22 protein-coding genes are annotated in these 20,007 nt (G+C 60.8%); 12 read left to right on the top strand and 10 right to left on the bottom strand.

The features are described 5' to 3' along the window. Window positions 1–9 precede the first annotated feature (9 nt). Window positions 10–2,016 (top strand): cytochrome c biogenesis protein, encoded by a 2,007-nt coding sequence (locus ACILSE_RS17745; RefSeq protein ID WP_395718762.1) that lies wholly within the window; start codon window positions 10–12, stop codon window positions 2,014–2,016. On the opposite strand, the gene ACILSE_RS17740 is transcribed toward ACILSE_RS17745, so the two are convergent. From ACILSE_RS17740 to ACILSE_RS17720, 5 genes are all read right to left on the bottom strand, one after another. Next, complete coding sequence (locus tag ACILSE_RS17740; RefSeq protein WP_395718761.1) at window positions 2,017–2,580, bottom strand: N-acetylmuramoyl-L-alanine amidase; 564 nt, start codon at window positions 2,578–2,580, stop codon at window positions 2,017–2,019. 230 nt (window positions 2,581–2,810) lie between these two features. After that, window positions 2,811–3,707, bottom strand: a complete 897-nt coding sequence (locus ACILSE_RS17735; protein WP_395718760.1) for a type IV pilin protein — start codon at window positions 3,705–3,707, stop codon at window positions 2,811–2,813. Window positions 3,708–3,812: 105 nt separating this feature from the next. Beyond that, window positions 3,813–4,631 (bottom strand): LpxI family protein, encoded by an 819-nt coding sequence (locus ACILSE_RS17730; protein WP_395718759.1) that lies wholly within the window; start codon window positions 4,629–4,631, stop codon window positions 3,813–3,815. After that, window positions 4,631–5,431: a TatD family hydrolase gene (locus ACILSE_RS17725; RefSeq protein ID WP_395718758.1), complete on the bottom strand. Its 801-nt coding sequence runs from the start codon at window positions 5,429–5,431 to the stop codon at window positions 4,631–4,633. The genes ACILSE_RS17730 and ACILSE_RS17725 overlap by 1 nt, the downstream gene beginning before the upstream one ends. A gap of 38 nt (window positions 5,432–5,469) precedes the next feature. Then, complete coding sequence (locus ACILSE_RS17720) at window positions 5,470–5,748, bottom strand: hypothetical protein (RefSeq protein WP_395718757.1); 279 nt, start codon at window positions 5,746–5,748, stop codon at window positions 5,470–5,472. Window positions 5,749–5,825: 77 nt separating this feature from the next. Between ACILSE_RS17720 and ACILSE_RS17715 the strand changes: the two genes are divergently transcribed. The 3 genes from ACILSE_RS17715 to moeB are packed head-to-tail and all read left to right on the top strand — an operon-like array spanning window position 5,826 to window position 7,434. Beyond that, a complete protein-coding gene (locus tag ACILSE_RS17715) occupies window positions 5,826–6,035 on the top strand; it encodes a hypothetical protein (RefSeq protein WP_395718756.1) in 210 nt (69 codons plus the stop codon). Then, on the top strand, window positions 6,028–6,282 hold the full coding sequence (locus tag ACILSE_RS17710) for a type II toxin-antitoxin system RelE/ParE family toxin (RefSeq protein ID WP_395718755.1): 255 nt from the start codon (window positions 6,028–6,030) through the stop codon (window positions 6,280–6,282). Before ACILSE_RS17715 ends, ACILSE_RS17710 begins: the two co-directional genes overlap by 8 nt. Window positions 6,283–6,288: 6 nt before the next feature. Continuing rightward, entirely contained in the window at window positions 6,289–7,434 is a 1,146-nt protein-coding gene (gene moeB, locus ACILSE_RS17705; RefSeq protein WP_395718754.1) for a molybdopterin-synthase adenylyltransferase MoeB, read from the top strand. Between the two features lie 116 nt (window positions 7,435–7,550). On the opposite strand, the gene ACILSE_RS17700 is transcribed toward moeB, so the two are convergent. The 3 genes from ACILSE_RS17700 to ACILSE_RS17690 all read right to left on the bottom strand — a co-directional run bounded on the left by ACILSE_RS17700 (window position 7,551) and on the right by ACILSE_RS17690 (window position 10,099). Beyond that, the gene (locus ACILSE_RS17700) at window positions 7,551–8,510 is read right to left on the bottom strand and encodes an alpha/beta fold hydrolase (RefSeq protein ID WP_395718753.1); all 960 of its coding nucleotides are present in this window, start codon (window positions 8,508–8,510) and stop codon (window positions 7,551–7,553) included. A 22-nt stretch (window positions 8,511–8,532) separates the two neighbouring features. Beyond that, window positions 8,533–9,378 (bottom strand): TIGR00730 family Rossman fold protein, encoded by an 846-nt coding sequence (locus ACILSE_RS17695; RefSeq protein WP_395718752.1) that lies wholly within the window; start codon window positions 9,376–9,378, stop codon window positions 8,533–8,535. A gap of 130 nt (window positions 9,379–9,508) precedes the next feature. Then, on the bottom strand, window positions 9,509–10,099 hold the full coding sequence (locus tag ACILSE_RS17690) for an RNA recognition motif domain-containing protein (protein WP_395718751.1): 591 nt from the start codon (window positions 10,097–10,099) through the stop codon (window positions 9,509–9,511). A 448-nt stretch (window positions 10,100–10,547) separates the two neighbouring features. Here ACILSE_RS17690 and ACILSE_RS17685 point away from each other — a divergent pair, with 448 nt between their 5' ends. Genes ACILSE_RS17685 through ACILSE_RS17675 form a run of 3 tightly spaced genes read left to right on the top strand, consistent with a single transcriptional unit; the run spans window position 10,548 to window position 12,441 of the window. Beyond that, entirely contained in the window at window positions 10,548–10,796 is a 249-nt protein-coding gene (locus tag ACILSE_RS17685; protein WP_395718750.1) for a glutaredoxin family protein, read from the top strand. 32 nt (window positions 10,797–10,828) lie between these two features. Continuing rightward, entirely contained in the window at window positions 10,829–11,434 is a 606-nt protein-coding gene (locus tag ACILSE_RS17680) for a DUF6580 family putative transport protein (protein ID WP_395718749.1), read from the top strand. Then, window positions 11,431–12,441 (top strand): spermidine/putrescine ABC transporter substrate-binding protein, encoded by a 1,011-nt coding sequence (locus ACILSE_RS17675; RefSeq protein WP_395718748.1) that lies wholly within the window; start codon window positions 11,431–11,433, stop codon window positions 12,439–12,441. The genes ACILSE_RS17680 and ACILSE_RS17675 overlap by 4 nt, the downstream gene beginning before the upstream one ends. A 75-nt stretch (window positions 12,442–12,516) precedes the next feature. Here the strand turns inward: ACILSE_RS17675 and ACILSE_RS17670 are convergent, their stop codons facing one another. Together ACILSE_RS17670 and ACILSE_RS17665 are read right to left on the bottom strand one after the other, a co-directional pair. Then, complete coding sequence (locus tag ACILSE_RS17670; protein ID WP_395718747.1) at window positions 12,517–13,770, bottom strand: competence/damage-inducible protein A; 1,254 nt, start codon at window positions 13,768–13,770, stop codon at window positions 12,517–12,519. A gap of 33 nt (window positions 13,771–13,803) precedes the next feature. Then, window positions 13,804–14,433, bottom strand: a complete 630-nt coding sequence (locus ACILSE_RS17665) for an AAA family ATPase (RefSeq protein WP_395718746.1) — start codon at window positions 14,431–14,433, stop codon at window positions 13,804–13,806. Between the two features lie 100 nt (window positions 14,434–14,533). Between ACILSE_RS17665 and ACILSE_RS17660 the strand changes: the two genes are divergently transcribed. From ACILSE_RS17660 to ACILSE_RS17640, 5 genes are all read left to right on the top strand, one after another. Further along, window positions 14,534–14,953: a c-type cytochrome domain-containing protein gene (locus tag ACILSE_RS17660; protein ID WP_395718745.1), complete on the top strand. Its 420-nt coding sequence runs from the start codon at window positions 14,534–14,536 to the stop codon at window positions 14,951–14,953. A gap of 75 nt (window positions 14,954–15,028) precedes the next feature. Beyond that, entirely contained in the window at window positions 15,029–16,408 is a 1,380-nt protein-coding gene (locus ACILSE_RS17655; RefSeq protein ID WP_395718744.1) for an aspartate aminotransferase family protein, read from the top strand. Between the two features lie 17 nt (window positions 16,409–16,425). Beyond that, a complete protein-coding gene (locus ACILSE_RS17650; protein ID WP_395718743.1) occupies window positions 16,426–19,128 on the top strand; it encodes a DUF1553 domain-containing protein in 2,703 nt (900 codons plus the stop codon). A gap of 49 nt (window positions 19,129–19,177) precedes the next feature. Next, complete coding sequence (locus tag ACILSE_RS17645) at window positions 19,178–19,450, top strand: WXG100 family type VII secretion target (protein ID WP_294226419.1); 273 nt, start codon at window positions 19,178–19,180, stop codon at window positions 19,448–19,450. Between the two features lie 52 nt (window positions 19,451–19,502). Next, window positions 19,503–20,006 carry a hypothetical protein gene (locus ACILSE_RS17640; protein ID WP_395718742.1) on the top strand — a complete coding sequence of 168 codons (504 nt, stop codon included), beginning with the start codon at window positions 19,503–19,505 and terminating at the stop codon, window positions 20,004–20,006. Window position 20,007: the final 1 nt, after the last annotated feature.

The raw sequence follows: 20,007 nt of genomic DNA, 5'->3' as shown, positions 1-20,007 counted from the left end.
CTCCAAGCCATGAAACGTCTTCTTTTGATTCTCACCTTCGCCCTGGCGAGTTTTGCGCCGGCCGCCGAGCTGCCCACGCTCGATATACTTCGCGACAAAGAGGTCGTGGAGACCTTTGCGTCACTGCCCGTGCAGGAATCGGGCCGCATCAAGCCGCTGGAAAACATCGCCAGCTACCGGCTGCTGCGTTTTCGCGCCCGTCGGAGCATCTGGCTCACGGAAAATGGCGAAATGGATGGCAAGCCCATCACCGATCCGGCTACGCAAAAGCACATTGTGAAGGAGGGCGACAAGCCGGTGAAGCTCAATGCCACAGAGTGGCTGCTGCTGAGCTGGTTCCGTCCCGACATCGCGAAGCTCGTGCCGCTCTTCAAGGTCGATAACTCCTCCGCCATCACCGAGCTGGGCCTCACGGCGAAGGCGAAGCGGGATCAATACACCTTTGCCGAGGTCGAGCCGGCCCGGCAGACGCTCATGGAAAAGATGAGCGAGTATCGCGAGATCCCCGCGAAGAAGCAGACTCCCGAGCAGCGCATGATCGTGCAGCTCGCCGCAAACTTCCTCGACTATGAGATGATCACCGGGCACTTCGATTTCATCCGCTCACCCGTGGGTGACAAGGTCGATCAATTGCCCGCAGGCGTTGAAAAGCCCGTGCGCCTCTCGAAAAACCTCAATGCGCTCGCCAACGCCGTTCGCACGAATGGCGGCCCGCCGATGCAAATCCCGTGGTTCCGCGATTTCGGCAAAGGCGCCCTTGGAGCCATGATGAGCGGCAATGCCGAGCAGCAGCTCCGCATCTTCCCACCTGCTCCGAAAGTCGATGAAGTGTGGCATGGCCCTGGTGAGATCATCTTTGGCGCCATCAATGGCGAGAAGGAAGTGACCGCAGATCAACTGGCCTGGCTGGCGGCTTATGAAGAGATCTATCTGTCGCTGCCGGATGCCGCGAAGTTCAAAACGGCCTCGAAAGCCTTGCTGACCAAAGTCCAGGATGCCGCGAAGGCGCGTGGCGAAGGCCAGTTCATCGCGCTGGAGCGCCACTCGATCAAAGCGGACTACTTCTTCTATGCCCAGTGGATCTTCCTCGTGGGCTTTGTGGCTGTGGCGCTGTCCTGGATCGCTCCGGGATCGAAGCTGGAAAAGATCACCAAGGCAGCCGCCTGGCTCCTGCTGGCCACCGCGACGGGTTACGCGGTCACCGGCGTGGTCATTCGCTGCCTCATCATGCAGCGTCCGCCGATCACCACACTGTATGAGACCATCCTCTTCATCGGTGCCTCGGTGGCCTTGTTTGGCCTCGTGGCCGAGTGGATCACGAAACGCGGCCTCGGGCTGCTCGTGGCCGCGGTCGGCGGCACGGCCTGCATGTTCCTTGCCATTCAATTCGAGGCCAGCGAAGCCACCGACACCCTTCAGCAGCTCCAGGCCGTGCTCATCACGAACTTCTGGCTCTCGACCCACGTGCCGCTCATCAACCTTGGCTATGCCGCCTGCATGGTCGCGGCGCTGATTTCGATGATTTACTTCATCCAGCGGTTGTTTGGCAAAATCGGGCCGAAGTCCGATGAAGGCCGTTTCCTCACCCGCGTTGCCTATGGCTTCATCTGTTGCGGCCTGTTCCTCGCGCTCGTCGGCACCGTTCTGGGCGGCATCTGGGCGAACTACAGTTGGGGCCGATTCTGGGGCTGGGATCCGAAGGAAAATGGAGCGCTCATGATTGTGCTCATGTGCCTCGTCATCCTCCACGCCCGCCTCGGAGGCTACATCCGCGAGGTCGGCCTGCATAACTGCAACCTCATCCTCGGCTGCATCGTGATCTTCTCATGGTTTGGTGTGAACCAACTCGGCGTGGGTCTGCATGCCTACGGCTTCACGGATGGCACCTGGCCAAAGATCTACGGCTTCTGGCTCAGCCAGATCGTGCTGCTGGTGTATGGCCTGTATCTTGTTTGGGCTGAGAAGTCCAAAGACGCAGATGTCAGCAACGTGGCTGCCGCGAAGGCGGAGGCTTGATCACTCAGCCTTTCGGTAGGCCACGATTCCTTGAGCAATACCCTCGGCGATGCGTTTGCGAAACTCGCCGGTCATCATGCGGGCGCGTTCGCTCGAATTGCTGACAAAACCGCACTCGACGAGAACGGCGGGGTTTTTCGTGGTGGCACGGATGACGTGGAAGTTCGCGCTCTTGACCCCGCGATTCGTCATGCCGCTGCGCTGCACGAGATAGGCCTGGATGTAGGCCGCGAGCATGTAGCTGTTTGAGAAATGGTAATAGGTCTCGGCGCCCGAGCCGCTGCCGCCACGGTTGTAGTTGTAATGAATGCTGACAAAAATAGCCCCGCCTTTGCTGTTACCGAGCGCCGAGCGGTCCTGGAGAGGAATGAACACGTCCCGGCTGCGCGACATGATGACTTTCAGCCCCTCTTTTTTTAGCAACTGCTCCACCCGGCGCGCGGTGTCGAGCGCAAGATGCTTTTCATAGACATATCCGATCGCCGCACCTCGATCATGAGCTCCATGCCCGGGATCAAGGATGACGGTGTCGAAGGCGAGCACTGAAGATGCTGCGGTGAACATCGCGACCGCGATTCCAACAACACCTGCACGGAGGCGTTTTGATCGAAGAGGGCGAAGGGAGTTTGAATTCGGCATTTTGTCGGAGAAACAACAGAACGGTGCGATTTGCAACAGTAAGCGAGGAAGCCGCCAAAGGGTCAAGTTTTTTGCCCGAAACCTTGCCGGGAGGTAAAAAAATGCCGCCGGATGGTTTGCATCCGGCGGCGCGATTGGTTCGAGATTAACGGAAATCAGGGATTACCCGGAAGTCCGCCAGGAAGCGCACCAGGCTGGCCGGGAAGTCCACCCGGGAGACCGCCCGGCTGGCCAGGAAGGCCGCCTGGCAATCCGCCTGGTTGCCCCGGAAGGCCGCCCGGCAGTCCGCCCGGTTGACCAGGAAGGCCACCCGGCAGTCCGCCTGGCTGCTGCATGTTGTTGTAGCTGCCTCCCATCGCGGCTCCTGCGATGACAGCAGGAAGAACACGCTGTGGCTGGCCTTGAGATGCCTGGGTGAAGGAATCCATGCCACCGGCCATGACCTTCGGGCCCACGGTGCCTCTTTTCCCATTGAGTTTCTCCACCTGAACGCTGCCATCATTGCGGCCGATGATGACTTCGCCGCCCGGCCATGTGCGGCCCGGTTTGATCTGACCGGCGACATCCGCATTCCACTGCGGAGGCCAGCCGTAAGTGGCGGAGTTTTCATAGACAAGAGGCATGTTGCCTTGGGTGGCGTCGGTTTGACCGGCGGTCATGGCCCAGTGGTTTTCACCAGGAGTGAGAGCCATGCCAAATCCTGGGGCCACTCCGATGTTGCCATCGGGGTTGTAGCCTGCAGGGCAGCCAAAGATGCGCTCGTCGGCGACGATTTGTTCCTGGATGAGGAACCTGAAGGCGTCATTCGCCGTTGCAGCGACGCCGCCAGTCTGGGTGTTCGTAACCGAATCGGTGTACTGGCTGTTGTTGTCCTTGGAGAACTGCTTCAGCGAGAGGATGATCTGCTTGCAGTTGTTGATGCCTTTGGACTGATTGCCCATCTTCTGAATGCCGCTGTAGGCGGGCACGGCCAGACTCGCGAGAATCGCGATGATCGTGATCACCACCAACAACTCGATCAGAGTGAAGGCGTGGTTGTGTTTCGTTTTCATTTTATGAGTGCGTTTATGGGTTGGTTATGATGTTATCAGGACGAGGGATTTCTCCCCTATCCACCTCGATTAGACCCAACCGGCCTCTGAAATGCGAGAAAAAAATCACGCCAAGGCGATGATGCTCACCTTGGCCTCCTGGCAGAGCCTAAAAACCTCCTGCTTGTCCAAAATCAAGGTTTTGCCAGCTTCCACCGCGATCAAATCAACCCCGGCACCCGCAGCCGTGCGAATGGTGTCGGGGCCGACGACGGGCACATCGAAGCGCATGTCTTGGTTCGGCTTGGATACTTTGACCATCGTGGCACCACCGCGACCGAGCGCGCCGCCGCGTTTCACGGCCTCATTGGTGCCTTCAAAGGCTTCGACCGCCAGCACGGTTCCGTTTTTGACGACCACCGTCTGCCCGATGTCGAGGCGGCTGCTCTCCTTGGCGATCTTAAAGCCGTATTCGGCATCTTCTTGGCGACGTTTTTTGATCGATGACCCCGCCACGTGGCCAGGGCCGGGCATGAGATCCTCAAGGAAAGTGGTGGCGGGAAGGAGCGTGATGCCGTCCTTGGCGAGTTCGTTCGCGATGCCGCCGAAGAGCGTTTCCGCGTTTCGCTGCTTCAACTTTGCCATCATGATGAGCGTGCGCAGGTCCGGACGCAGGTCGAAGAGGTTCTTCGGAGCGATCTGGCCCACCATGACGGTTTGTGTGACGCCCTGCTTTTTGAAGAAGGAGATCATTTTGCCAAGCTGGCCGACGCGGAACCAGTCAATTGCATCCACGAGACCGGCGAGTTCAGGCTTCGTCTCGTTCGTGAAGGCTGCCGCGACGAGTTTTTTGACACCCGCCTTCCGCGCCGCGTGGACGAAAGTCTCCGGATAGATGCCGTTTCCGGCGATGAGGGCGATGGTGTCGAGGTTCGGTGCGGTCATCACAGTTTGAATTTCTCACACTGCCCCATGAAGGCGCGGGGATTGTCCCAGGCGACGCATTGGATCATTTCGGGGGTCCAGCCGCGGTGGCGCATGGCTTGCATGGTCTTGGGGACGGCGAGGGGATCGCTGATGCCCCAGTCGCAGGCGCTGTTCATCCAGATGCGCTCGGCGTGGCGGTGCTCCAGCATGTCGATGGCGCGGTTCGGGGTGCATTTGCTCTCGGGATAGAGCGTGATGCCGGCCCAGAAGCCGTTGTCGAGCACGTGGTCGATGGTGTGCTCCTCGACGTGGTCGATGATGACACGCTCGGGCTTGATCTTGGAGAAGCCTTTGAGGGCCTCGACGATCAAACGCGTGCCTTTGAGCTTGTCCTCCAGGTGCGGGGTGTGGATGAGCACGAGCTGGTCGTAGTCCTGCGCGACCTGGAGGTGCCGCTCGAAGATGGCGAGCTCGTTGCGGCTGTTTTTGTTCAAGCCGATCTCGCCGATGCCGAGCACGCCCGGCTTGTCGATGAACTGCGGGATGAGGGCGATGACCTCCTCGGCGAGCTTGAGGTCCTCGGCCTCCTTCGGGTTGATGCAGAGCCAACTGAAGTGCTTGATGCCGAACTTGGCGGCACGCTTTGGCTCATACTCGGTGATCTGGCGGAAGTAGTCGTAGAAGCCGTCGGCGCTGGCGCGATCAAAGCCGGCCCAGAACGCGGGTTCGCAGATGGCCTGGCAGCCAGCGAGTGCCATGCGCTCGTAGCAATCCGTGGTGCGGCTGACCATGTGGCCGTGGGGTTCGATGTAGTTCATCCCTGGGAGTTCCGAGTTTCAGGTTTAAAGTTTCAAGTTCAGCCTTTGTGCGCTCCGATGGCACCTTGGATGGTGGCCTTGGCGATGGGCTCAGTGCTGGGATCGCTGAAGCTGAGTAGGACGTCCTTGGCCCGCTGCGGTTTGTCTTGCGAAAGCAGCGTGAGGGCGTTTTTCAGCGCCTGTACGCGGAAATCGCCGTCCTGGCCGACGCGTTGTACGCGGTCGAGGAAGGCGGCGAGGTCGATGAGCTTCGAACGCGAGTCCATGAAGCCGAGATCGACCAGATTGACATGGGTTGGGGGAGTCCAATCGGGCATGGAGGCAGATTAGACGCGGAGGATGGGCCTGCAAGCTGGTGCTTTACCTCAGCAGCTTCATCCATTAGTTATTTAACATGTCGATCAAGCCTCAGAAAGCCGACCTCATTACCCGTGATGGCAAGCCTGTGTCCATCATCCTGCCCTTGCAGCAGTATGAGCGGCTGATCGCCCGCCTGGAAGATGCCGAGGATCGTGCCGCCATGCGCGAAGCAAGGAATGGAAAGCTTTCATTCAGGCCTTTCTCCGAGTATCTCGCCGAAACCCGACGCAAGAGCCGTGTTTGAGATTCTCATTGATCGAGCGGCGGAAAAGGACCTGCGGAGGCTGGCTCCCGCAGTCCGCGAGCGTGCGGAGGATGCCATCCTCGACCTGGCACGCAATCCAAGGCCTGCGGGTGCCAAAAAGCTCACTGGCAGCAAGTCGGACTGGCGAATCCGCGTGGGTGACTATCGAGTGCTGTATGAAATCACTGACACCATCCGTGTGGTGAGAGTCTTCCGTGTCCGCCATCGCGGAGATGTCTATCGTTAAACCCAAATGTCCAACCTGACCCCCGACGAACTGCGCCGCTATGCCCGGCACCTCGCGATTCCCGAATTCGGGATCGAGGGCCAGCGGAAGCTGAAAGCGGCTCGGGTGCTGTGCATCGGCGCGGGCGGCTTGGGATCGCCGATCACGATGTACCTGGCGGCGGCGGGCATCGGCCGGCTGGGCCTCGTGGACCCGGATGTCGTCGAAGTGACCAATTTGCAGAGACAGATCCTGTTTGGTCAAAAAGACCTAGGCCGGAAGAAGCTCGACGCGGCCCGTGAGCGCCTGCTGGACATCAATCCGCATCTCGATGTGCAGATTTACCCCGAGCGCTTCAGCGCCGAGAACGCCATGCGCATCGCCGCGGGCTACGACGTGATCATCGACGGCACGGATAACTTCCCCACCCGCTACCTGAGCAACGATGTGGCCGTGTGGCTGAAGAAGCCGAATGTGTATGGCAGCATCCTGCGCTTTGACGGGCAGGTGGGCGTCTTCGCGCCGCATCTCGGTGCCCCGTGTTACCGCTGCATGTGCCCGCAACCACCGCCGCCGGGCCTCGTGCCCTCGTGTGCGGAAGGCGGCGTGCTCGGCGTGCTGCCAGGCCTCATCGGCACGATGCAGGCGCTGGAGTCCATCAAACTGATCACCGGCATCGGCCAGCCGCTGCTGGGCAAGCTTCTTCATCTCGACACGCTGAGCATGCGCTTCCGCACGCTCACCCTGCGCCGCGATCCGGATTGTCCGGTGTGCGGCTCCCACCCCACCATCACCCAACCCATCGACTACGAGGACTTCTGCGGCATCCCCAAATCCCCCGCAGCATCCCCCGACCTCCCAGCCATGACCGTTCACGAACTCAAAGAGCTCCGCGATGCCGGAGACGACCATTTCCTCCTCGACGTGCGCGAGCCGCACGAGCAATCCATCTGCCGCATCGAGGGCGCCACGCTCATTCCTCTCGGCGAGCTCGAAAACCGCACCAACGAGCTGCCGAAGGACAAACGCATCCTCGTGCATTGCAAAAGCGGCGGTCGCAGCGCCCGTGCCGTGAGCCGGCTACGCGAGCTGGGCTTCAACGACGTCTGGAACATCTCCGGCGGCATCATCGCCTGGGCGCGGGAGATTGATTCCTCCATGTCTGAATATTGATGAGCACCGAAAACAACACCTTCTGGCTGGATGATTTCCTCCCGTTGATGCGCTGCCCGGACACGCGCCAGCCCCTGCGCCGTGCCACGGCTGAGGAATGCGCCAAACTGGGCGTCTCAGCGGCCTTGACCACGCAGGATGGCGCCCAGCATTTCACCATCGATGCCGGCATCCCCATCCTGCTGCCCCGGACTTCCCGTTGACACGCTGTTTCCTTGAATCGCGCTGATGAGCACCTGCTCGGCATGCGTGATGGGCATGGAGTAATGACCGTCACTCTCCGACCAGCGGGTCGTGGCCGCAGGAATGAGCGATGCGATGCGCTCGGTGTAGGTCCACGCGATGTTTTTGTCCTGTTTACCGTGCCAGAAGTGGATGGGAAAAGTGATCTGGCTGACCTCGAAACCCCATTCGCTCAAATAGATGTCCGCGTCGGCGATCACGCTGCGTGGGCCGCGGTTGAGCGCCCCTAGCGTCGCATCGCGCACGACATCGTAAACCCCCGGCAACAGCAGCACGCGACGGTCTTCATCTCCCAGCAGCTTCATGAGCCATCTAAGCGGCGCTTTTTGCGGAGACCCCTTCGCGATCACGCCGCCCAGCCGCAGCACGCTTCCGAGCACGGTCGGGAAATAGTGCCGAAGTTGAATCATGACGCGGTAGAGCCAGAACATGTCGCGGTCGCCGAGAAACTTCAGTGGTGGCGCGCCGCAGATGATCGACGCGGAAAGGAGCCGTTTCGGCATTTTCAGCGCTGTGACGAGCACATATGGCCCGCCGCCGCTCCAGCCCATGACATGATAGTTGTCAGCGCCCACATGTGCTGCCAGCTCCGCCAGCGTCTGCGGCCAGTCATCCAGAGAGCGGCGGGGTTGAAAATCGGAGAGACCGATCCCAGGACGATCCGGGCAGATCAGCCGGATGCGGTGTTTTTTGGCCGCTTCATCAAACAGCGAACCCTGCACATGCGAGGACGGCCAACCGTGAAAGTAAAACATCACCTCCCCCCGCGGATCACCATACTCGGCATAGCCCAGCTTGAGGCCGTTCGAGAGGGGCATCGTATGTTCAGCCATGGGAGGACGCGAGTGTGGCGTTTCAATTCGCGCCTTCAAGCGTCTTCTCTCCGAGCCATGCGCTGCTATGCGGCACGCGCAAGCGTCTCAGGCCAAATTGTGTCACGGCCTTCTCCTGCAGGTGCGCGACGGCTTCGTCCACAGAGTCGGTCCACTTGATCAAATCAAGATCCTCGGGGCTAATGGTGGCTCCTTTGAGCATGTGCTCCATGAACTGGCGCATCTCCGCCCAGAAGTCGCTGCCCATGATGACTATGGGGAAACTTTTCAGTTTTCGGGTCTGGATGAGGGTCAGGGCCTCGAACATCTCATCCATCGTGCCAAAGCCGCCGGGCATGATGATGAAGCCGTAGCTGTATTTGATGAGCAGCGTCTTGCGTACGAAGAAATGCTCCATTGTCACCCAGCGGTCGAGATAAGGATTGTGGCTCTGTTCAAAGGGCAGGCGGATATTGCAGCCGACACTGCGCCCGCCGGCATCTTTGGCGCCGCGGTTGGCCGCCTCCATGATGCCTGGACCGCCGCCGGTCATGACGGTGAAGCCCATTTTTGCCATGGCGGCTCCTGTGGCCCGGGCGAGCCGGTAATACTTGTGATTCTCGTCGAAACGAGCGGAACCGAAGACCGTGATGCATGGCCCCACGAAATGCAGCGCACGGAAGCCGCTCATGAAGTCCTTCGCCACGCTCCACAGCAGTTGCAGGTCACGGAGGCGGCGATTGGGGCCGCTGAGCAGCGCCCGGTCTTCAAGCTGACTGCAGAATTGCTCGTCGGCGCGGATTTCCTCAGGGGTAACTTTGACGATGGGCGCGCTGGTCATCGTGGTTCCGGGTTCGGGTTCCCGGTCAAGCAGTGGGGTCGCAGGCATGGTGGTTATGAGTTGCTTTGAAGGCAATCAACACACTTTTGTTCACTACGGCACCCAATTTCTGCGAGCGCCGACAAAAGAAAAGCCCGCAGGCGTGAACCTGCGGGCTGGTGAGGACATCGGAAAAAAATCAGGCGGCCGCCGCGGCGGGTTCATCCTGCTGTGGAGCGGAGGCTTCCCCCTCCCCGCGTGTGTTCGGCTTGGCACCGCTGAGTTGCAGCGGACGACCCATGAAATCCTTGCCGTTCAGTTCGGCGACAGCACGACGCGCCTCCTCAATGCTGCCCATCGTCACGAAGGCAAAGCCCTTGGAGCGCTGGGTGCGGCTGTTCACCACCACCTCGGCGTTCCGCACCCCGCCGACACCATTGAAGAGCTCGAACAGGTCGCTCTCGGTGGCATCGTAAGACAAGTTGCCGACATAAAGACGTTCGGTGGTGATTTCAGCCGGATTCACCGCCGGGGACTCGCGGCGTTGGCGCGGCTCGCGCTGCGGACGCGGAGCGGGTTCATTCGCGGCTGAAGCTGGACGACTCGGTGACTGAGGACGTTTTTTGGGAGAGGATTTACCGAGCAGGCCAAAGGTGATGATGCTCAGAAACTTTTGCAGGCCGGAGGGCGGGGCTTCGCGGTTTTCACGCGACGGACGAGGACCGTCAGGACGGGGGCCGCGATTGCGGTTGCGATTGCGACGGCGGTTGCGATTGGGATAATCGGACATGGTTTGCGTTGGCGTAGGGGTGGGTTGCGTTTTCGAGCAGGGCCGGGGTGCTGGGGGTGGCGGCGGGCGGGAACGGGCGGCATGCCTCTTCCACGGCTCCGCGGCACATGGCGGACCGCACCTGCGGCCAGCCACAGCACCACCACGGGCTGCTGCGGTTTTCAAAGCCGGGCCACGATGGCCCTGCGGGCTCAAAGGACATTCCGGCGGACGTTGGGGGCGTGCCGGGAGTCGCTTTCAGGCGTTCCGTCCAGTGGAACGTCACCTTCAGCGCGGTCTGGGGTCGTAGATGGCGCATTCGGGGGATTAACTCGGTCAAAAGGACGGGATTCGGAGCGTTGGGAGACTCAGAAAACTGCGGCGTGACATTAAAGCATGCATGGGGGTGGTCAACCGCGAATCCCGGACCCGCGCTTGCCTCCCTGCCCCGACGCGGCATCATGCGGGCATGATCAAACCTGTCCTCTATGTCAAAACCGGCTGCCCGTGGTGTGATGAAGTGCTCGATTACCTCGACGCCCGCCGCATCGCGTATGAAAAAGTCACCGTCACCGGCAATCGCGAGGCCATGCAGGCCATGATTGACCTCAGCGGCCAGAGCAAGGCGCCGACCATGGACTGGGACGGCGAGGTGCTTGCAGACTTTGGCGTGGACGAACTCGTGCCCTTCCTCCGCAAGAAAGGCGTCGCAGTCTGAGCAAAGTCGTCGTATCAACCTTCCTTTCCGACATGAAATCCCAATCCTCACGCGCCTTCCTCGTCCCGATCGTTTTGATTCTGGCGGCGGTGGCCTTTCGCTATCTCAAGCTCGCTGGTTTTGTTCACCTCCCCTGGCTCGAAAACTTCTCTCCTTGGATGGCTCTCGCTTTCACCGGCACACTGGTGTTTCCGAAGCGTGTCTCCTTCCTGCTCATCCCTGTGCTGCTGTTCGTCATCGGCATCGCGGCCACGGGATTGAGCGCGGTGCTGCACTGGGAAGCGGTCGCGGTTTACGGCTGCTTCGGCCTCGTCGCATGGCTGGCTGCTCGCCTTCGTGGCAGGATCGGCCTCGTCGGCACCTTGCTCGGCGTGATCGGTTGCGGAATTGGTTTTTACCTCGTCACCAACACCGTCTCCTGGCTCGTCGAGCCCGCATACACGAAGAATCTCGCCGGATGGGTGCAAGCACTCACCACGGGCATTGGCCTGCCCGGAATGCAGCCCACGACATGGTTTCTGCGTCAATCACTCCTCAGTGATCTGACATTCTCCTGCCTCCTGCTTGCGGCCTACAATACCGAGGCCGCCATACGTCGCCAGCCAGCCATTCCGGTGCTGCGCCCCGCCGCCGCATGAAGACGCTGGTTTGCTTTCTTCTGCTCGCAGTCAGCGCGTGCGCACAGACGCTGCACATCTACACCTGGGCCGACTACGTCAGTCCCGAGGTCGTCGAGAAATTCGAAAAGCAGCACGGCTGCAAGGTGGTCGTGGACACCTTCGACTCGAATGAAAGCATGTATGCAAAGCTCAAGGCGGGAGCGACTGGCTACGACCTCGTGTTTCCCACCGCCTACATGATCCAGGTCATGAATGCGCAGGGCATGCTGGCGAAACTGGATCACACAAAGGTTCCGAACTTGCCCAACATCGATCCCGCTGTTCTTGCCAAGGTCACGGACAAGACGATGGAGCACAGCGTACCCTACACCTTCGCCTACGCGGCGATCGCCGTGCGCAAAGACAAAATCAAGGACGCCGAGGCCTCGTGGGCCATGTTTGACCGTCCCGCGCTAGCCGGACGTGTCACGCTGCTCGACGACATGCGCGAAAGCATCGGCGCCGCGCTCAAATCCCTTGGCCACAGCATCAACACCCGCGACGAGGCCCATCTCGCCGCCGCACGCGACGTGCTCATCCGTTGGAAGAAGAACATTGCCCGCTTCGACAACGAAGGCTACAAGGCCGGCATCGACTCCGCTGAGTTTCACCTTGTCCACGGCTACAGCGGCGACCTCTTCCAGGTGCAGATGGAAAACCCGAAAGTCGAAATCCTCATCCCCCGCGAAGGTGTCACCATCGGCTGCGACGAAATGGTCATCCCCAAGACCGCCAAGCAGGCCGAACTCGCCCACGCCTTCATCAATTTCGTACTCGATCCCGCCATCGCTGCCGAAAACATGGAATGGATGGGCTACTACTGCCCCAACAAACCTGCTCTCGAAAAAGTCAGCCCCGAGTTCCTCAAAAACCCTGCCATCACCATTCCCGCCGAGTTGCAGGCCAAATGCGAGGTCATCGAAGACCTCGGCCCCGACCTCGCGAAGTACAGCAAGGTCTGGGATCAGGTGAAAGCGGCGCATTGAGTCAGTACGACGGACACTCCTGTCCGTCGATCAACGCTCCGCCACACTCGACAGACAGGAGTGTCCGTCGTACTTTCAAACCCGCAGTTTCAGCCCGCACAACCTCCGCCGCAGGATGTCCAGCGCCGCTTGTGACGTGAGCAGCTTGAAACGGTCGCGTGCGCCGGGATAAAATCGCTTCAAAGCCCAGGTCTCCGCGTTTTTCGAAGCCAACCCGATCCAAACCGTGCCCACGGGCTTTTCCGGCGTGCCGCCCGTCGGGCCGGCGATGCCGGTGACGGAAACCGCGTGATCCGCGCCGCTTTGCTTCAACGCCCCTTCCGCCATCGCACGGGCGACTTCCTCGCTGACAGCGCCGTGCTTCTCGAAAAGTTCAGCGGGCACTCCGAGATGCTGCTGCTTTGCTTCGTTCGCATACGTCACCCAGCCGTGGCCAAAGACACGCGATGAACCGCTCACATCGGTGATGCGACTCGCAATCGTGCCGCCCGTGCATGATTCGGCGGTGGCGAGCCATTCGCCACGCTCGGTGAGAAGCTGCACGATGACTTCCTCGATGATCCGACGGTCCTCGGAGGTGATGCAGTCGCCAAAGGCCTCGCGGACGATGCCAGCGCCCGCATCGACGCTACTCTGCGATCCGGCAAGACGCACATCCACATCGCCGCCACGGATGCAATAGCCAAGATCGAGGCCGGGGACGCATTCGAGCCGTTTTTCGACCGCCTCGACGATATCCGACTCGCCCACGCCGGTGACTTTGAGATACAACACACGGCGCGAAGCACCATCTGGCAGCCATTCACGCAGCCTTGGCTCGACTTCATTCTCCACCATGGGCTTCAGTTCACGCGGTGGCCCTGGAAGGAGGAAGATGTGGGCGTTCCAGCCGAGCATCTCGCCGAGGGCGGCCGGAAAATACAATCCCGGGGCCGTGCCGAACGGATTTGGCAGCACAAACGCCCCGCGTGGCACCATGGCCTGGCGTTTGGTCGCCTCGCTGACGGGTTTCCCGCGTTTGGCGAAGTACTCGTTCAGATGCGCCATCACGCCGTCATTCAGCTCCATCGGCAGGCTCAACAACTCGGCGGTGGATTCACGGGTGAGGTCGTCATTCGTCGGTCCGAGGCCGCCGGAGACCAACACCACATCGGAACGCTGCGCCGCCTCGGCAATCGCCACACGAATCACCGCGCCGTCCGGCACGATGGTCTGCCGCGCCACCTGGATGCCCAGCGCGGCGAGCCGCTGGCCGATCCATGCGGCGTTCGTGTTCACCGTGTCTCCGAGGAGAAGTTCTGTGCCTGTGTTGACGAGTTCGACTCTCATGCGCTTGTCATTACGCGCATGGCGGCGTTTGGATCAACGCTTCTTTCGCCGCTCCTCGCAGCCCAGTTCGGAGACGATGCCATCGAGCACCGCAAGCCCGAACGAGATCTTTTTAAAGAACGAAGGGTTGTGCGGTACGAGCATGAATTTGGGATGCTTCGACCACAATTTCCGCAACTTGTGGTCCAGTTCCACCGCCTCTTCCATCGACTCGTTGCGGATCGGATTCCCCCCCTCGATGCCGATGCCGCCCACCGCGGCGCTTTCAAAAAAAATCACCGCGTCATAGCGTGCCAGCTCGGCCTCCAGGCTGCTCCCCACCTCATCAAAAAAATGATGCGGCTCGCCCGGCCAATAGGCCGCGCCGTCCACCGTGCCGCGATCACACAGCAGCAGACGGTCCGGGTAGAGCGCGGCCTGCACATCCTCCAGATTGCGCTGCACCTCGTAGATGGCACGCTGAGCGGCATGGATGGCCATCGGCTGCGTTGAACGCGGAAAGCCGCCGCTGAAGACCATCGTGGCCGCCTCCGGCACCAGCACGACTTTCTCGCCGATCTCACGGCGGAACAAATCGGCCGCCGTGGTCTTGCCTCCGCCCGGCCCACCGGTCAGAACAATGCGGCAGTGGCCATTCCGGTGTGTGGGGTGCTTGCGTTTCATACTGCCGAACTCGCCACACTCCGCAGGCCGCGTCAAGCAGCGGCCCAATTTTGCACAAACTCGGCATAGCCTCTTTGCATCGCGTGATTATGCTCGCCTCATGATCCTTCGCCTTCTGCCCGTCGTTTTGGTCGTCACCGCCTGCTCGCTTCCCGTCGTCAGCAAAAGCGAGCGCGAACATTACTTTCTCACCGAGGTGAAGCCGGTCCTGGAGCAGCACTGCCTGCGCTGCCACAATGGTGCGCTGCCACCTCCATCTCTCAATCTGACCAGCAAGGCTGTTGCGTTCACCCGCAGCGCCAGCGGACGCGACTACATCCTGCCGGAGGATCCCGATTGCAGCCTGCTCATCAGCGCGGTCCAGCGCGGAGGCACGCATCCGAAAATGATGCCGCGCACCGATGTCAGCCTCACCGGCGACCAGATCGGCATGCTGCGTGAGTGGATCGAGGACGGGGCGTATTGGCCGGAAGGCGAAAAAGGCCGGCTCAAGGCCGTGAAGAGCCGCGAGAATCCCTGAGCCGCACAAAAATACCTTCACTCGCATCAAAGCGAGTAGCAGCGTCATGACGACGCATGCATCATCGTCGTCATTATGGGCAAAGAATTCAGCACCATCCCGCAAACCGTTCCTCACGTCGAAACCAAGCACCGCCGCATCTGCACGCCGGTGCCGCATCCGGACAGCATCCCGCTGCTCGATCGCATGCGCGAGGTGGAGCCTCTCTCCATGCGCGGCATGCCGCCCATCATCTGGGACAAGGCGCAGGACATCTACGTTTTCGACAAGCACGGCAACAAGTGGCTCGACTGGAGCAGCGGCGTGCTCGTGACCAACGCCGGCCATGCCGCGCCGGAGATTTGCAAGGCCATGATCGATCAGATCAACAGCGGCCTCATTCACAACTACGTCTTCCCCAGCGAAGAGCGTCTCGAAACCGAGGAGATCATCGCATCGGTATCGCCGGAAGGTTTGAAGAAGGTCTTCCTGCTCAGCAGCGGGAGCGAAGCCACCGAGTGCGCCATCAAGCTCAGTCGTGCGCACGGCATCAAAGTCGGCGGAACATCGAAAATCGGCATCATCGGCTTCGATCGCGGTTATCACGGCCGCACGCTCGCCAGCCAGCAGGCCGGCGGCATGGCCGGGCAGAAGTCGTGGATCGTGAACCTCGACAAGGCCATCATCAACGCTCCGTTCCCCGATGGCTACTGGGAGGGCGACAGCTCCTTCGATGCCTTTTTGAAAGCGATCGAAAAGAGCGGCATGAAGCCTGAAAACATCGCCGGAGTCATCATGGAGAGCTATCAGGGCGTCGGTCCTGACTTTGCGCCGGTCGAATACATCCAGAAGCTGCGCCAATGGTGCGATGAGCATCAGGTCGTGCTCACGTTTGATGAAGTGCAGTCCGGTTTCGGCCGCACGGGCAAGTTCTGGGCCTTCGAGCACTACGGCGTCACGCCGGACCTCATCTGCTGCGGCAAAGGCATCAGCTCCGGCATGCCGCTGAGCGCCGTGATCGGCCGCCAGCACATCATGGATCACTTCCCGCCAGGCAGCATGACCAGCACGCACACCGGCAATCCCGTCTGCTGCGCCGCTGCGACTGCAAACATCAAAAAACTTCTCGCCGAAGACCTCACCGGCAATGCGGCGAAGCTCGGTATCATTTTGCACGAGCGCTGCAAAGCCATCCAGGCACGCCATCCGAGCGTCATCGGCCACGTCACCTGCGCCGGACTCGTTGCAGGCCTGCAAACCGTTGCTCCAGGTAAAAAAGAGCCGAATCACGACCTCGCGCACCGCATCATCGAGCTGTGCTATCAGCGCGGCCTGCTGCTCTTCGCGCCTGTCGGCGCCTGGGGCCAGACCGTCAAGATTTGCCCGCCGCTCACCGTCACCGAAGAGGCGCTCATCGAGGCCTGCGACGTGCTCGACGGCGCGGTGGATGATGCGGTGCGAGAAATGTCGGCCTGAGTCTGCGTACTTTGGGCATGCTGAGAACGCGCCTGCTTTTGCCTCTGACCTTCGTTGCCGCTTTACCGGCTGCGGCGGCTCCATTGACGTTTGAAAAGGACGTGCGGCAGATTTTGAAGGCACACTGCTTTCACTGTCATGGCGAGGATGGAGAGACCAAGGGTGGCCTCGACGTGCGTCTGGCGCGTTTCATCGTCAAAGGCGGCAAAACCGGCCCCGCAATCGTCCCAGGCGACACGGCGAAGAGCCACCTGCTTGAGCTGGTCAAACAGGGCGAGATGCCGAAAGGAAAGGGAAAGCTCAAAGACAAGGACATCGCCACACTCGAAGCCTGGGTCGCTCAAGGAGCCAAAACGGCGCGGCCAGAGCCGGAGAAACTCGGTCCCGAGCATGCCTTCACGGATGAAGATCGCGCGTGGTGGTCTCTACAGCCCATTTCCACTCCGAAAGTTCCAAGTTTCAGGTCTCAAGTTTCAAGTTCACAGGGCGCGACATCAGCCGCCAACTTGAAACCTGAAACTTCAAACCTGAAACCTGGCATCGATGCGTTCATCGCCGCCAAACTCGCTGAAAAGGGACTCTCGTTCTCGCCTGACGCCGATCCGGTGACGTTCATTCGTCGCGCCAGCTTCGATTTGCTCGGCTTGCCGCCGACGCCCGAGGAAGTCGATACCTTCGTCGCCGCCTATATCAAGAATCCAGCATCCAGCATCGAGCAACTGGTGGACCGCCTGCTCGCCTCGCCGCACTATGGCGAGCGCTGGGGCCGTCACTGGCTCGACGCGGCTGGCTATGCCGACAGCGAGGGCTTTGGCGAGAAGGATCTGGAGCGCAAGTGGGCGTGGAAGTATCGCGATTACGTCATCGCCTCGCTGAACAAGGACAAGCCCTTTGACCAGTTCGTGCGCGAGCAGCTCGCGGGCGATGAGATGATCCCGAAGCCCTTCAACAAGGAGTCGGCGGACGCGATCGAAAAGCTCACGGCCACCGGCTTTCTGCGCATGTCGCCCAATGGCACCGGCGAATTGGGCGACGACGCCACGAAGAACGCCAATATCGCCGACACGATCAAGATGGTCGGCACCTCGCTTTACGGCCTCACCATTGGCTGCGCCCAGTGCCACGACCATCGCTACGATCCCATCTCGCAGGCCGACTACTACCGCTTGCGTGCCGTGTTTGAGCCCGGATTTGATCCCAAGGCCTGGCGCAACCCCGCGCGCAGCCTCGTCTCACTGCTCACCGATTCGCAGGCCAAGGAAGCCGCGAAGATCGAGGTCGAGGCGAAGAAGATCGACGATGCGCGTCTGAAGAAAACCGAGGAATTCATCACCGAGGTGCTGGAGAAGGAACTCCTGAAGGCTCCCGAGAAGGATCGTGAAGCGCTGCGTGCCGCCTACCGCACGGAATTGAAAAAGCGCAGCAAGGACCAGATCGCTCTGCTGAAAGCCTGGCCGCGCATCAACCAGCTCAGCGCCGGCTCGCTCTACCTCTACGACACCACCTACAAGACCAAGCATGCGGCCGAGCTGAAGGAAATGAGCGACGCGGCGGCCAAGGTGCGCGACACGAAGCCGAAGGAGGAGTTTCTGCACGCCTTTGTCGAAGAACCGAAAGCGAAGCCCGAGCTCGTGCCTGCGACCTTCGTCTTCAACCGTGGCAACCATGACCAGCCGAAGGAAAAAGTCGGCCCCAGCGAGCTCACCGTGCTCGCCGGCCAGCGGAAGGTCGAATTGCCGGAGAAAGACCCGAAAATGGCCACCACCGGCCGCCGCCTTGCTCTCGCGAACGCTTTGACCGACGGCAGGCACCCGCTGCTCGCTCGCGTGATGGTGAACCGCGTGTGGATGCAGCATTTCGGCAAGGGCATCGTCGCCACGCCAGGCGATTTCGGCCAGCTTGGCAGCAAACCCACGCATCCCGAGTTGCTCGACTGGCTGGCGGCCGAGTTCATGCGCGAAGGCTGGAGCTTGAAGCATCTGCATCGTGTCATCATGACCTCGCGCACCTACCGGCAGGCCTCCACGCGTGATGCGACACGCGATCGCATCGATCCGGACAATCTCTACCTCAGCCGCATGAACGTGCGCCGCCTGGAGGCCGAGACGCTGCGCGATTCGCTGCTCGCCATCAGCGGCAAGCTCAATCCGAGGATCGGCGGCGCGCCCGTGCCCGTCATGTTCAATGAGGAAGGCCAGGTCGTGATCGGCATCGACACCACGGACACCGCAGGCCGTCCCACCGGCAAAATCATTCCGCTCAATGGCGACGAGTTCCGCCGCAGCATCTACGTGCAGGCTCGGCGCTCACGACCGCTGGAGATGTTCGCCACCTTCGACGCCCCAGTCATGGAGCCGAGCTGCGACATCCGCTCCGTCACCACCGTCAGCCCGCAGAGCCTGCTGCTCATGAACAGCGCCACCATGCGCGTGCACGCCCAGCAGTTCGCCCAGCGCGTGCAAAACGAAGGCGGCAAGGAGCTGCCCGATCAAATCCGCCTCGCGTGGAAGCTTGTGAACGGCAAAGCGCCCTCCGAGGCCGACGTGCAGGGCAGCATTGAGTTCGTGCAGGCCCAGACCGACTTCTACAAGGCCAACCCCACGCCGCTGGAAGTCCAGCTCGGCGCTCCCGCCAAAACACCCGGTGATCCCGCCTTCCTCGGCCTCACCGCCCTCTGCCACGCGCTCATGAGCAGCAATGCGCTGCTCTATGTGGATTGAGCAAGGATCGTCCTTGCTCTTGAACACCTTGGCGGGCTAACCTGCCCGCATGGCCCAGGCAATCATGAATCCCGAGGAGGTCCGCCGTTTCGCGGCGGAACTGAAGCGCTTCAACACCGACATGCAGCAGCGAGCCTCGTCGCTGCAAAGCCGCTTCTCCGCCCTCGGCGAGACCTGGCAGGACGCGGAGCATGAGAAATTCGCCGCCGAGTTCCTCACCACCATGAAAGCCATCAAGAAATTCATGGAGATGAGCGAGCAGCACACTCCATTCCTGCTGAGGAAGGCGCAGCGCATCGAGGACTACCTCAATCAACGATAAACGCATCGAGATGAACTTGAAACCTTGAACCTGAAACTAAAAAAACTCCCGCATGGCCGACCAAGCCCGCATCTCGAACCTCGACGCCATCGAGGCATTTCGTTCCGCGCTGATCGTCTTCATCAGCAAGACGAGGCAGTCGCTCGAAATGGCGCAGGATGCGGTCAAAAAGACCCGCGCATGGCTGCAGACCGAGCAGCCCGCCTTCTGGTCCGCGCAGATCAAGCAGCGGCAGAAACGCCTCGATCAGGCGAACGCGGAGCTCATGTCCGCGCGCATGTCCGAATTTGTCGAGACACCGAGCGTGCAGCAGATGGCCGTGCGCAAGGCCAAGGCCGCGCTGGAAGAAGCGCAGGCCAAGCTGGAACGCACCAAGGCATGGGCGCGCGACTACGACCGCGCGGTCGCCCCTTTGTCCCGAAAACTCGACGCGCTGCGCGATTACATCGAGAACGATCTCACCCTTGCCACAGCTCACCTTGTCGAAATCCAAAAAATCCTCGATGCTTACAACGAAACTCGCATTGCTGAGGTGAGTCCTGATACAGCGAGCTGAA

Origin of the sequence: Prosthecobacter sp., from assembly GCF_044236155.1 — a bacterium.
In the GTDB taxonomy this organism is placed as follows: domain Bacteria; phylum Verrucomicrobiota; class Verrucomicrobiia; order Verrucomicrobiales; family Verrucomicrobiaceae; genus Prosthecobacter.
Note: the sequence above shows the minus strand (reverse complement) of the source record. Positions and strands in the feature narration are given on the sequence as shown.